The sequence below is a fragment of the Neisseria sp. LACPHL-SPEC-2024-00856 genome, assembly GCF_047915665.1.
GTDB classification, from domain to species: domain Bacteria; phylum Pseudomonadota; class Gammaproteobacteria; order Burkholderiales; family Neisseriaceae; genus Neisseria; species Neisseria polysaccharea.
The window spans coordinates 36876-49973 of record NZ_JBLRPR010000005.1 but is presented as its reverse complement, the minus strand read 5'-3'; the positions used below and the strand labels follow the sequence as shown (position 1 = coordinate 49973).

Sequence of the window (13098 nt, the reverse complement as noted above, 5' to 3'; positions counted from 1 at the left end):
TGTTTGGGATACGATGCCGTCTGAAAGCCGGAGGCGTGCCTTTGGGGCTTCAGACGGCATTCAGCCGCCGACGACGGGGCGGACGATGTCGACTTTGTCGTTTTCGTTCAAAACCGTTTCCGCATACGCGCCTTTGGGGACGAAAACGGTGTTGACCGCCACGGCAAAGGGCTGTTGCGGTGCGGTTTGGGCGATGAGGTCGGCAACGGTCGTGCCGTGAAGTTCGGCGGGTTCGCCGTTTAAGATGATGTTCATGGTTTCTCGATATTTCGGTGTTTATAGAGGTTTTCAGACGACCTTTGTAAATGTTGGGTTGCAAGCGAACCTGCAACATTTGTGTCCATTAATATTTTTATGTTCAATTATTTATTATTTTTCTATTTCAATCCCATTAATATAGGCAAATTTAATCATAGTAGCTCCATTAAATTCACATATGTCTAATGAAATGCTTTCCTTTGGTAATTCATTCAAAGAATTATAAAAACCAATATACTTTTTTCTTAATTTGTCTTTTTTGATTATTTTATTAAAATACTGCTGCGCCTTAGCTTTTCCGCTAAAATAATAGATGTAATACAATAAATTATAGTCATTCATATCCTCATTTATAATTTTTTCAATATTGGTTTCTGTGTCCTCAAAATCGTCAAATAACGGTATTATATGCTCCCTTATAAGTTTGCTAACATCCTCTACCGTATATTTATAGCTTGCTCCTGCTAACTGCCACCAAATCCAAGGTTTTCTATTTATCAAGCTCCCCAACTCTCCGCCATATATAAAACCATTATTGATATTTGCCTTTTTCATATCTTTTGAGTAAATGGCGATATGTGGAATAAATTGCACGCTACATTGATAATTGTGCCTATCAGCCTGAAAATAGATTTCAAATGTAATATCCCTGTTTTTAGATACTCTCTTTAATTTCTGCCCTTTAGAAATTATCTTAAAATCAGGAAATTTACTTGCTATTTCTTGCCATGCTTTTTCACATAACTCTCTTGGTTTCATTGTTATCAAATTGCTCCTTATGTATCTTTTTAAAATTTTAAAATATGATAAAAATGAATAAAATAAAAAATAAATTCCTCTGTAAATATATTATCTGGTACGTCTGGTTTTAGACTTTATTATTTTCAGACGACCTTATTTATTTTTATTCCACAAAGTCTGAAACGCTTTAACCACGGCTTCGGGATTTGCCGCTTCGGTCACGGCACGGACGACGGCGAGTGAGGATACGCCTGTTGCCAGCACGGCTTGGGCGTTGTTCAAATCGATGCCGCCGATGGCGACGACGGGCGTGCCGCGAGCCTGTTTGACGTATTCGCGCAGCTTGTCCAAGCCTTGCGGGGCGGTGGGCATTTGCTTGGTCGTGGTCGGGAAAATCGCACCGCTGGCGACGTAGCTGGGGTGCACGGACAGGGCGCGGTCGAGTTCGGCGACGGAGTGCGTACTCAAACCCAAGCGCAAACCGGCGGCGGCGATGGCGGCAAGGTCGGCGGTGTCCATGTCTTCTTGTCCGAGATGCACGCCGTATGCGCCTGCTTCTATCGCTTCACGCCAGTGGTCATTGATGAAAAGCTGCGTGCGGCTGCCCTGACAGGCGGCGACACAGCGGGCGATTTCGTGTTTCAATTCATCGCCGTGCAGGGTCTTGCAGCGCAGTTGCACCGTGTCGGCACCTGCTTTGACCATGCGCTCCACCCAATCGGCGGTGGGAACGACGGCGTAGAATTTGAGCGGGGATTTTAGGGGCGGGAAGGTCATGGGGTTCCTTTCAGACGGCTTTATCTTGTCTTCGGATATACGCCAAACCGCTTTCTTCATCACGTTCGGGTGCGTCTTTTCCGTCAAACAGTGCCACTGCCAATCTGACGGCGGCGGCGGTTACAGCGGGAGAAATCATGAAACCGTGGCGGAAAAGGCCGTTGATTTCAATCAGGCGTCGGGCGCGGCTGTAACGGATTTCGGGGTTGTGGTGATTGAGCGTGGGGCGCAGGCCGGTAGCGATTTCGAGGATGTCGGCTTCGCCGAAGGCAGGATGGACGGCATAGAGTGCGGATAAGAGTTCCAGCCCGGAACGCACGCTGGCGGGGGCTTGGCTTTCGCTTTCGATTTGGGTCGCGCCGATGACGAAGACGTGGTTTTCTTTCGGGGCGATGTAAAGCGGATAACGCGGATGGAGCAGACGCACGGGGCGGTTGAGCGTGATTTCGGGTGTGTAAACCCGCGCCACTTCGCCGCGTATGCCGCGCAAGGTGCTGGTGTGTTCGGGGGCTTGGTTCCAAGCGGTTTTTGCGCCGTAGCCGCGGCAGTCGATCAGCCAGTCGTATTGGGCTTGCAGGTCTTCGGGGGCACATTCGTGTTCCCAATGGCAAGGGACGTTCAGTTCGTCCAAAGCGTCGGCAAGTGCAGACAATATTTGCCGCCCGTCGAGTTGTCCTTCGGTCGGCAGGTAAAGGCCGTCTGAAAACCGTCCGCCGAGTTGCGGTTCGCGTTTGGCGATGTCGTCGGTACGCCAACGGACGATTTCGTCATCCGCCACGCCGCCGCGTTTGAGATGGCGGACGAACTCGTTGGATAAAGGTTTGTCCTGCCCGTGCCACACAATCAGGCTGCCGTTTTCCTGCATCATCGTGTGCGTGTTCAGACGGCATCGGATGCCGCGCCAAAGCGGAATGCTCTGCCTGCCCAGCCTGACCACTTCAGGCGTGGCTTCGACCGCTTCCGCCGCAGGCGCGAGCATCGCGGCGGCAACATAGGCGGCGGCGTGTTCGCCCCGGCGGCTGCCTTTGTCGAAAAGTTCAATCCGATAACCTTGTTCTGCAAGCTGCAATGCGGTCAGCCTTCCCGAGAGGCCGCCGCCGAGGATGGCGATACGGGTCATGACGGGTTCCTTTGTAAAGATTGGGTTTTTTTAAAGAAAAGGCGCACCAGTACGGTGGCAATGGCAACGGCAGACATTACGGGGGCGGTCAGACCGATGCTGCTTTCCCAGCCGGACGAGAGCAGGAAGCGGTAGAGGATGAAGCCCGCCAGCCACAGAACCAGTCCGGCAAAGTCAAAGCTTTCAATCTCCTCACGCCGTTTCAAGACGAAAAAGTCGGCAATCAAAACCGCCGCCATCGGCGCAAATACCGAGCCGATAAGCAGTAGGAAGTTTTCATATTCGGTAACGGGCAGCATGACGGCAAGCACCGTGCCGATCAGGGTAACGCCGACAGCGACGGGTGTTTCCGCAAAACGCGCGGAAATGTTGTTCGCACTCGCGCCGGCGGAATAGGCATCGAGAAACGTTGTGGTAACGGTGGAGAGGACGACCGCCAAAATGCCTGCCGCACCCAAACCTGCGCCCAGCAGGATTTTTGCCACGTCGGTTTCTCCGGTGAACAACGCCGCTGCCAAACCCAAGGCATACATCCAGCAGCCGGTCAGCGTGTAGGCGAGCGTTGCCGTCAGGGTTGCCGCAAACGGGCGGCGCGCGTGGCGCGTGTAGTCGGCGGCAAGCGGCAGCCAGGAAAGCGGCATCACGGCGGACAGCTCGACTGCCGTTCCGAAACTCATGCCGTCTGAAACCTGTGCGGCGGTGCTGCCTGCCGTGGAAAAGACTTCGGCACTCAGCCACAGAACCGCCAACAGCATCAGCAGCATCGAAACGGTTTTCAGCCCGCCTGTTTTGCGTGCGCCGAAAACCAGCCACAGCACAATCAGCGCGCCGTTTGCCAATGCCCACCAGACAAAAGATTCGCCGTCCCACAACACTTTGCCCAAAGCGGAGCTGACCGTTGCGCCGGCGTAAATCATCACCGCCGTCCAGCCGGCCAGTTGCAGCATATTCGCCACGGAAAACAGCACTGAACCGCGTTTACCGAACGACAGGCGCACGCTTTCCATCGAGCTGCGTCCGGTCAGTGCGCCGATATACGCCGCCGCAAAAAACAGCGCGCCGCCGACGGCATGACCCAAAAGTAGAGCCGCCAGACCGCGTTGCCAGCCCAAGGGGGCAAGCAGCGTACCCGTGCTGATTTCGGCAATCGAGACCGCCGCGCCGAACCAAATCAGCCCGATGGCGGCGGAAGATGAAGGAGAGGAGGCATTGCCCGACATATGACGTCCTTTAAAAAGAAGGAAGGTGGGCGGGGAAGTGCGGAAAAGGGAACGGAAGCCTGATAAGGCATTTGACGGTTTGTTTCCTACGCAGGCATTACCCCGACAGGTTCTACGGATTCTGCTTTCGCAATCTCAGCCGCCCGGCGGCACTCCGACAAGAAAGTTTAAGTGTACACAAAAGCAGGGTACGTTGGCAAAAATCTTACATTTCAGACCGCCCGATACATTTCCATAACAAATGCCGTATAATCAGCCCACTGATTTTCTATGTCCCGACACCATGCATCAAACCTATTATGCCGTACAGCGAGATTTGCTCGAAGCCAACCATCTTTCTCCCGATTTGCTTGCCCAAAGCCTGAGCATTATCGGTGCGCATCACGTCGATTACGCTGACATCTACTGTCAACGCACCGCCTATGAAAGTTGGCATTTGGAAGAAGGCATCGTCAAATCGGGCAGCTTCCAAATCGATCAGGGCGTGGGCGTGCGCGCCGTTTCGGGCGACAAAACCGCCTTTGCCTACGCCGACAGCCTGTGTATTGATTCGATCAACCGCTCTGCTAAAGCAGTGCGCGTGATTGGTGCGGCCGGCGGCGAGGCTGGTGTCAAAGTGCCGACACCTGCCTACGGCAAGCCTGTCCATATGGAGGCGGACCCTATTGCCGGCCTTGATTCCGCTGCCAAAGTCGCGTTGTTGAACAAAGTCGAAACGCTGGCCAAAGCCGCCGATCCGCGTGTCGTGCAAGTGATGGCCGGTTTGACCTGCGAATACGACATGGTATATATCGCCCGTCTGGACGGTAAACACGCTGCCGACATCCGCCCGATGGTGCGTCTGAACGTTACCGTCATCGCCAAACAGGGCGACAGGCGCGAGCAGGGCAGCGCGGGCGGCGGCGGACGCTACGACTTGGCTTATTTTGATGAAACTTTGGTACGGCAGTTTGCCGATTCCGCCGTCAAACAAGCCCTGATTAATCTCGAATCCCGTCCTGCGCCTGCCGGCGAGATGACCGTTGTTTTGGGCAACGGCTGGCCGGGCGTGTTGTTGCACGAAGCGGTCGGACATGGTTTGGAAGGCGATTTCAACCGTAAAGAAACCAGCGTTTTCTCCGGCCGAATCGGCGAGCGCGTAGCCGCCAAAGGCGTTACCGTTGTGGATCAAGGCGATATTGCCGACAGACGCGGTTCGCTCAATATTGATGACGAAGGCAACGAAACCCGCCGCACTGTATTGATCGAAGACGGTATTTTGGTCGGCTATATGCAGGACGAAACCAACGCCCGCCTGATGGGTACGCAATCGACCGGCAACGGCCGCCGCGAAAGTTACGCTTCTGCGCCTATGCCGCGCATGACCAATACCTTTATGGAAAACGGCGGCTACGAGCCGGAAGAAATCATCGCGTCCATCGACAAGGGCATTTACGCCGTCAACTTCGGCGGCGGACAAGTGGACATTACCAGCGGCAAGTTCGTATTCAGCGCATCCGAAGCATGGTGGGTGGAAGGCGGCAAACTGCAATATCCCGTCAAAGGCGCGACCATTATCGGCAACGGCCCCGAAGTGCTGAAACATGTTTCCATGATAGGCAACGATACCGCGTTGGACAGCGGTGTTGGCGTGTGCGGCAAAGAAGGGCAGAGCGTCCCCGTCGGCGTGGGGCAGCCGACTTTGCGTATCGATGCCGGGCTGACCGTCGGCGGCAGCGCAATCTGACGCGGAATCCGGCACGATGCCGTCTGAAAGTTTTTCAGACGGCATCGCCTTATTCTTTTTTCTTATGTTTGATATTCCCAAGTATTCTTTAACATTATCTTACAAGTTCATTAAAATACCGCCTTTTGTTAAGCTGATTGTCTGATTCTGATGAACTGGCCTTATCTGATCGATGCCATACCCAAATTCGCCGATGCGGCAAAGCTGACGCTGGAATTGTCCGTTTACGGCGTCGTTTTGTCGTTGCTGTTCGGCTTGCCCGTCGCCGTGGTAACGGCATACCGCATCCGCCCTTTCTACGCATTGGCACGCGCCTATATCGAACTGTCGCGCAATACGCCCCTGTTAATTCAACTGTTTTTCCTGTATTACGGCCTGCCGAAAATGGGCATCAAATGGGACGGTTTCACCTGCGGCGTGATCGCACTGGTTTTCTTGGGCGCAAGCTATATGGCGGAAGCCGTCCGCGCCGGCATTCTAGCCGTCCCCAAAGGACAGATTGAAGCGGGCAAGGCGATCGGTTTGAGCCGGTTTCAAGTGTTCCGCTATGTCGAATTGCCGCAGGCTTGGGCGGTCGCTTTTCCGGCTGTTGCCGCCAATATATTGTTTTTAATGAAAGAAACATCCGTTATTAGCGCGGTCGGTATTGCGGAATTGTTGTTTGTTACCAAAGATGTGATTGGTATGGACTACAAAACCAACGAGGCATTGTTCCTGCTGTTTGCCGCTTATCTGATTATCCTGCTGCCTGTTTCTTTGTTGGTGCGGCGATTGGAAAACCGCATACGGAGTGCGAAATATGGCGTTTGACTGGCTTTTTGAAGGAAAAAATGCGGTACGTTTGGGCGAAGGCCTGCTCTTAACGGCACAAATTTCTTTAATCTCTGTTGTGGCCTCCTGCGTATTGGGGACGCTGTTCGGCTTGGTTTTGCGTTCGCGCAACCGGCTTGTCCGCCTTATCGGACGGTTTTATCTCGAAACCATCCGCATCGTGCCGATTTTGGTGTGGCTGTTCGGCCTGTATTTCGGTTTGTCCGTGTGGACGGGCATACACATCGGCGGATTTTGGGTTTGTGTTTGGGTTTTTACGCTTTGGGGCATAGCCGAAATGGGCGATTTGGTGCGCGGCGCATTGGAATCGATTGAAAAACACCAGGTCGAATCGGGTCTTGCGCTCGGCTTGAGCCGTCGCCAAGTGTTCCGATACATCGAATTGCCGCAAAGCGTCCGCCGCGTATTGCCCGGCGCGGTCAACCTGTTCACGCGTATGATCAAAACCAGCTCGCTCGCCTCCCTGATCGGCGTGATCGAAGTGGTCAAAGTGGGGCAGCAAATTATTGAAAACTCGCTGCTGACGCAGCCCAATGCCTCATTTTGGGTTTATGGCCTGATTTTTATGCTGTATTTTTTATGCTGTTGGCCGCTGTCGCTGTTGGCGGCAAAGCTGGAACAAAAATGGGAACACTGATATGGCTTTATTGAGCATCCGCAAGCTGCACAAACAATACGGCAGCGTAACCGCCATCCAATCCTTAGATTTGGACTTGGAAAAAGGCGAAGTGATTGTGTTATTGGGCCCGTCCGGCTGCGGCAAATCCACCCTCCTGCGCTGCGTCAACGGTTTGGAGCCGCACCAAGGCGGCAGCATCGTGATGGACGGCATCGGCGAATTCGGCAAAGACGTTTCCTGGCAAACCGCCCGGCAAAAAGTCGGCATGGTCTTTCAAAGCTATGAACTGTTTGCCCACATGACTGTCATCGAAAACATCCTCTTAGGCCCGGTAAAAGTACAAAACCGCAACCGCACCGAAGCGGAAGCACAAGCCGACAAACTGTTGGAACGCGTCGGCCTGCTCGACCGCAAAAACGCCTATCCGCGCGAACTCTCCGGCGGTCAGAAACAGCGCATCGCCATTGTCCGCGCCCTGTGCCTGAATCCGGAAGTGATTTTGCTGGACGAAATCACCGCCGCACTCGACCCCGAAATGGTGCGCGAAGTCTTGGAAGTGGTTTTGGAACTCGCCCGCGAAGGGATGAGTATGCTGATTGTTACCCACGAAATGGGGTTCGCACGCAAAGTTGCCGACCGTATCGTCTTTATGGACAAAGGCGGCATCGTTGAATCGTCCGACCCCGAAACCTTCTTCTCCGCACCAAAAAGCGAGCGCGCCCGCCAATTTCTGGCAGGTATGGACTACTGATTTACTGCAAACCGTCCGAAACCCTTTCAGACGGCATTCTATCCCAAGCAAACATTCAAAAAGGAGATTCCCAATGAAACTGAACGCAAAATTCAAAGCACTACTCGCTTCCGCTGCCGTCGCCGTCGGTCTGACCGCCTGCGGGGGCGGCTCCGGCGACACCCAAGCTTCACAAAGCAGCGGAGCGGCAACCGTTGCCGCCATCAAGGAAAAAGGCGTGATCCGCATCGGCGTATTCGGCGACAAACCTCCGTTCGGCTATGTTGACGCCAACGGTAAAAACCAAGGCTTTGACGTTGAAATCGCCAAAGACCTGGCAAAAGACCTGCTCGGCAGCCCCGACAAAGTTGAATTTGTCTTAACCGAGGCCGCAAACCGCGTCGAATACGTCCGTTCCGGCAAAGTCGACCTCATCCTCGCCAACTTCACCAAAACACCCGAACGCGCCGAAGCCGTCGATTTTGCCGACCCCTATATGAAAGTGGCGTTGGGCGTGGTTTCCCCCAAAGGCAAACCGATTACCGACATCGCGCAACTGAAAGACCAAACCCTGTTGGTCAACAAAGGCACGACCGCCGACGCTTTCTTCACCAAAAGCCATCCCGAAGTCAAATTATTGAAATTCGACCAAAACACCGAAACCTTCGATGCATTGAAAGACGGACGCGGCGCGGCACTCGCCCACGACAACGCCCTGCTGTGGGCGTGGGCAAAAGAAAACCCGAACTTTGAAGTCGCCATCGGCAACCTCGGCCCTGCCGAATTCATTGCACCGGCCGTTCAAAAAGGCAATGCCGACCTCCTGAACTGGGTCAACAGCGAAATCGCCGCCATGAAAAAAGACGGCCGTCTGAAAGCCGCTTATGAAAAAACCCTGTTGCCCGTGTATGGCGAAAAAGTCAAACCGGAAGCATTGCTGGCCGAATAAGTTTGTTTGACAAGAAAATCCGCATCCGCATTTGAAGGCGGGTGCGGATTTTTTTCAGCCGCCGAAAATATCGAAAATCCAAAGGAAAAATAAACTATATCATTGTTTTTTATTTATTCCGTTGTTGCCGCTTACGCGGAATAACGGCGGAGCGTTTCTGTTATTCGGATAAATTCCTACGGTATCGGAACGGCGATAAGGTGTTTTTCTTTATTATATAATTTCAATGCAAAATGATATTTTCTGAATCAGCGTGCCGCAAAGCCGGAAAAAATGTTCGAGCCGCATCAGCGGCAGACGGGACGAAAAATGACGTTTGATAAATGGTTGGGCTTGTCAAAACTGCCCAAAAATGAAGCAAGAATGCTGCTGCAATATGCTTCGGAATATACGCGCGTGCAGTTGTTGACGCGGGGCGGGGAAGAAATGCCGGACGAAGTCCGACAGCGGGCGGACAGGCTGGCGCAACGCCGTCTGAACGGCGAGCCGGTTGCCTATCTGTTGGGCTGGCGCGAGTTTTACGGACGGCGTTTCGCCGCCAATCCGAACGTGCTGATTCCGCGTCCCGAAACCGAACATTTGGTCGAAGCCGTATTGGCGCGCCTGCCGGAAAACGGGCGCGTGTGGGATTTGGGGACGGGCAGCGGCGCGGTTGCCGTAACCGTCGCGCTCGAACGCCCCGATGCGTTTGTGCGCGCATCCGACATCAGCCCGCCCGCCCTTGAAACGGCGCGGAAAAATGCGGCAGATTTGGGCGCGCGGGTCGAATTTGCACACGGTTCGTGGTTCGACACCGATATGCCGTCTGAAGGGCGGTGGGACATTATCGTGTCCAACCCGCCCTATATCGAAAACGGAGATAAACATTTGTCGCAAGGCGATTTGCGGTTTGAGCCTCAAATCGCGCTGACCGACTTTTCAGACGGCCTAAGCTGCATCCGCACCTTGGCGCAAGGCGCGCCCGACCGTTTGGCGGAAGGCGGTTTTTTATTGCTGGAACACGGTTTCGATCAGGGCGCGGCGGTGCGCGGCGTGTTGGCGGAGAATGGTTTTTCAGGAGTGGAAACCCTGCCGGATTTGGCGGGTTTGGACAGGGTTACGCTGGGGAAGTATATGAAGCATTTGAAATAATTGTTTGCAAAATTGGCGGGTTTCCCGTTATTGGGTTATGATGTGTTTCGATATGTAAACATTTATAGGTTTGGAGCGATAAACAATGAATGCAGTCGTAGTTGCCGTAATCGTTATGCTGGTGCTGTCGCTGTCGCGCGTGCACGTGGTATTGAGCCTGACGGTCGGCGCGTTTGTCGGCGGCGCGGTGGCGGGTATGCCGCTGCAAAACATTGCCGATGCGGCGGGACAGGTCAGTCAGGCGGGGATTATCCCCGTGTTTAACAAAGGTTTGGAAGGCGGTGCGAAGATTGCGCTTTCTTATGCGATGCTCGGCGCGTTTGCAATGGCGATTACCCATTCCGGCCTGCCGCAGCAGCTTGCCGGCGCGGTCGTCCGCAAACTGAACCGGGGCGGTATGCCCGACAGCGTGCGTTCGGGCGAGGGCGCGGTCAAATGGCTGCTGCTTTCCATCATCCTTGTGATGGGCATTATGAGTCAGAACATCATCCCCATCCACATTGCCTTTATCCCGATGATTGTTCCGCCGCTGCTTTTGGTGTTCAACCGCCTGAAAATCGACCGCCGCCTGATTGCGTGCGTCATCACTTTCGGGCTGGTTACGACTTATATGTTCCTGCCTTACGGCTTCGGCGCGATTTTTTTGAATGAAATCCTGTTGGGCAACATCCATTCCGCCGCGCCGCAGCTTGATGTGAAAAACATCAACGTGATGGCGGCAATGGCGATTCCCGCGTTGGGAATGCTGGCCGGACTCCTGCTGGCGTTTGTCCATTACCGCAAACCGCGCCTGTACCAAAGCAACAATGCCGATACGGCGGGCAACGCCGATGCGGCAAACCGTCCGCAGCCGTCCGCCTACCGCAGCCTGGCCGCCGCCGCCGCCATTGCCGTATGCTTTGCCATACAGTTGATGTATGAAGACTCGCTGGTGTTGGGCGCGATGCTCGGTTTCGCCGTATTTATGATGTTGGGCGTCATCAACCGCGACAAGGCAAACGACGTATTCGGCGAAGGCATCAAGATGATGGCGATGGTCGGCTTCATTATGATTGCCGCGCAGGGTTTTGCCGCCGTGATGAATGCGACCGGGCATATTCAGCCGCTGGTGGAAAGCAGTATGGCGATATTCGGCAACAGCAAAGGTATGGCGGCGTTGGCGATGCTGGTGGTGGGGCTTTTGGTAACGATGGGCATCGGTTCGTCCTTTTCCACTTTGCCGATTATTGCCGCGATTTATGTGCCTTTGTGTGTCGGTTTGGGTTTTTCGCCGCTTGCCACCGTCGCCATTGTCGGCACGGCGGGGGCGTTGGGCGATGCCGGTTCGCCTGCGTCCGATTCCACGCTGGGTCCGACGATGGGGCTGAACGCCGACGGGCAGCACGACCACATCCGCGATTCCGTTATCCCGACCTTCATCCACTACAACATCCCGCTGCTGATTGCCGGCTGGATTGCCGCGATGGTGCTGTAAATGGACGCGGTTCAAGAGTTGGAACACCGCATCACAGAGCTGGAAATCCAATCCGCGCTTCAGGAGGACGTAATCGCCGGCCTGAACGCGATGGTGGCGGAATTGCGGCAGACGCTGGATTTGCAGCAGGCTCAGTTGAGGCTGCTGTATCAAAAAATGCAGGACAGGAATCCCGACGCGCAAGAGCCGTATTCCCTGCGCGACGAGATTCCGCCGCATTATTGATGTGCCGCCGTATCCGGATTTCCTTAAAAAAGGCTGTGTTTGAATATTCCGCCGATGCAAACCTAAGATGTAACTTTAATCAGTCGGACAAAATGCCTTTTATCCGATGGAACCGTTTTCCGCCCGAACGGAAATAAGCGGCTCCCCCTCGCTGCAAACAGATAAAACCAACCGGGTATTCAAACACAGCCAAAAAAAAGCCGTCCGAACCCAAAAGGGACAGACGGCCAAACACATTACGGGGAAAACGTCTTACTCAATGAGTCTGCGAAACAGACATTGCTAAAACAACTGCAATTATAAGGTAAGTTTATTTTTTTTTTTTTTTTTTTTTGCAAAGAAATGTAAATTTTTAAAACCGTTCCTCCGCATCCGTTTGGATGCCGTCTGAAATGGCGGCAGGGTTTTACCGTTCCGCGCCGCAAATCGGGCATTCGGGGTTGCGCGGCAGGTCGAAATATTGCCAGCCCCCTTCCAAGGCACGGTAAACCGCCAGCCTGCCGTGCGACGGTTCGCCCGCATCCAGCAGGATTTTCAGAGCCTCTGCCGCCTGTGTACAGCCGATGATGCCGACCAGCGGCGAGAACACGCCGAAGAGGGAACAGATGCCGTCTGAAGCCGATCCGCCGTCAAACAGGCAGGCGTAACACGGCGAGTCGGGCAAGTCGGGACGGTACACGGCAAGTTGCCCTTCAAAACGTACCGCCGCCCCCGAAACCAGTGGTGTTTTCGTCTGCACGCAGGCGCGGTTGACCGCCTGCCGCGTGGCGTAGTTGTCGCAGCAGTCTAAAACGATGTCGGCGGCTTGAACCAAACCGGTCAGGCGGCAGCCGTCGAGTTTTTCGTTGACGGCGCGGACGTTGACGGTATGGTTGATGCGTTTCAGGCGGTCTGCCAAGGCTTCGGCTTTGGGCTTGCCGACATCGCCCTCGTCAAATGCGACTTGGCGTTGCAGGTTGTGCAGTTCGACCGTGTCGGAATCGGCTATGGTCAGCGTGCCGATGCCGGAAGCGGCAAGGTAGGGCAGGGCGGCGGCACCCAATCCGCCGCAGCCGACGACCAAAATATGCGCGGCGGAAAGTTTCTGCTGCCCTTCGATGCCGATTTCGTCCAAAAGGATGTGGCGGCTGTACCGCAGCAGGAGTTCGTTGTCGTGTTCGGTCGTGGTCATGATGATGTTCGGAAAAAAACAGTTGCGGGCGATTGTAACGCTGCCGTCGGGCGGCGTTCAACTTCAGACGGCATTTCGGGACACGGGCGGTTAAGGTGTGAACGGTTTGGCACGGATGCGGCATTT

The 13098-nt window shown here is 54.3% G+C and carries 13 protein-coding genes, 1 pseudogene and 1 riboswitch; of the genes and pseudogenes, 8 read left to right on the top strand and 6 right to left on the bottom strand.

The window, feature by feature from the left end:
- Positions 1–60: 60 nt before the first annotated feature.
- The 5 genes from thiS to cytX form a co-directional block, all read right to left on the bottom strand.
- Positions 61–255 carry a sulfur carrier protein ThiS gene (gene thiS / locus ACNAU7_RS05965; protein ID WP_003708858.1) on the bottom strand — a complete coding sequence of 65 codons (195 nt, stop codon included), beginning with the start codon at positions 253–255 and terminating at the stop codon, positions 61–63.
- A gap of 114 nt (positions 256–369) precedes the next feature.
- On the bottom strand, positions 370–1017 hold the full coding sequence (locus ACNAU7_RS05960; protein WP_003749922.1) for a DUF4304 domain-containing protein: 648 nt from the start codon (positions 1015–1017) through the stop codon (positions 370–372).
- A 135-nt stretch (positions 1018–1152) separates the two neighbouring features.
- Positions 1153–1776: a thiamine phosphate synthase gene (gene thiE, locus ACNAU7_RS05955; RefSeq protein ID WP_025457467.1), complete on the bottom strand. Its 624-nt coding sequence runs from the start codon at positions 1774–1776 to the stop codon at positions 1153–1155.
- A gap of 10 nt (positions 1777–1786) precedes the next feature.
- The gene (locus ACNAU7_RS05950; RefSeq protein WP_416301469.1) at positions 1787–2896 is read right to left on the bottom strand and encodes an FAD-dependent oxidoreductase; all 1110 of its coding nucleotides are present in this window, start codon (positions 2894–2896) and stop codon (positions 1787–1789) included.
- A complete protein-coding gene (cytX, locus tag ACNAU7_RS05945) occupies positions 2893–4116 on the bottom strand; it encodes a putative hydroxymethylpyrimidine transporter CytX (RefSeq protein ID WP_002242067.1) in 1224 nt (407 codons plus the stop codon). The genes ACNAU7_RS05950 and cytX overlap by 4 nt, the downstream gene beginning before the upstream one ends.
- Positions 4117–4182: 66 nt before the next feature.
- Positions 4183–4283: riboswitch (TPP riboswitch) on the bottom strand.
- A gap of 74 nt (positions 4284–4357) precedes the next feature.
- Between cytX and tldD the strand changes: the two genes are divergently transcribed.
- From tldD to ACNAU7_RS05905, 8 genes are all read left to right on the top strand, one after another.
- The gene (gene tldD, locus ACNAU7_RS05940; protein ID WP_416301466.1) at positions 4358–5842 is read left to right on the top strand and encodes a metalloprotease TldD; all 1485 of its coding nucleotides are present in this window, start codon (positions 4358–4360) and stop codon (positions 5840–5842) included.
- Between the two features lie 150 nt (positions 5843–5992).
- A complete protein-coding gene (locus ACNAU7_RS05935) occupies positions 5993–6652 on the top strand; it encodes an amino acid ABC transporter permease (protein WP_416301464.1) in 660 nt (219 codons plus the stop codon).
- Positions 6642–7310: an amino acid ABC transporter permease gene (locus ACNAU7_RS05930; RefSeq protein ID WP_416301462.1), complete on the top strand. Its 669-nt coding sequence runs from the start codon at positions 6642–6644 to the stop codon at positions 7308–7310. The genes ACNAU7_RS05935 and ACNAU7_RS05930 overlap by 11 nt, the downstream gene beginning before the upstream one ends.
- A gap of 1 nt (position 7311) precedes the next feature.
- Positions 7312–8043, top strand: coding sequence for an amino acid ABC transporter ATP-binding protein (locus tag ACNAU7_RS05925; RefSeq protein WP_416301460.1), 732 nt, complete (start codon positions 7312–7314; stop codon positions 8041–8043).
- A 73-nt stretch (positions 8044–8116) separates the two neighbouring features.
- A complete protein-coding gene (locus tag ACNAU7_RS05920) occupies positions 8117–8971 on the top strand; it encodes an amino acid ABC transporter substrate-binding protein (RefSeq protein ID WP_416301458.1) in 855 nt (284 codons plus the stop codon).
- A 309-nt stretch (positions 8972–9280) separates the two neighbouring features.
- The gene (gene prmC / locus ACNAU7_RS05915; RefSeq protein WP_416301456.1) at positions 9281–10102 is read left to right on the top strand and encodes a peptide chain release factor N(5)-glutamine methyltransferase; all 822 of its coding nucleotides are present in this window, start codon (positions 9281–9283) and stop codon (positions 10100–10102) included.
- Between the two features lie 85 nt (positions 10103–10187).
- Complete coding sequence (locus ACNAU7_RS05910; RefSeq protein WP_002218192.1) at positions 10188–11576, top strand: Na+/H+ antiporter family protein; 1389 nt, start codon at positions 10188–10190, stop codon at positions 11574–11576.
- The gene (locus ACNAU7_RS05905) at positions 11577–11801 is read left to right on the top strand and encodes a SlyX family protein (protein ID WP_002218191.1); all 225 of its coding nucleotides are present in this window, start codon (positions 11577–11579) and stop codon (positions 11799–11801) included.
- Positions 11802–12207: 406 nt separating this feature from the next.
- Here the strand turns inward: ACNAU7_RS05905 and ACNAU7_RS05900 are convergent.
- A pseudogene (locus tag ACNAU7_RS05900) lies at positions 12208–13096 on the bottom strand (HesA/MoeB/ThiF family protein).
- Positions 13097–13098: the final 2 nt, after the last annotated feature.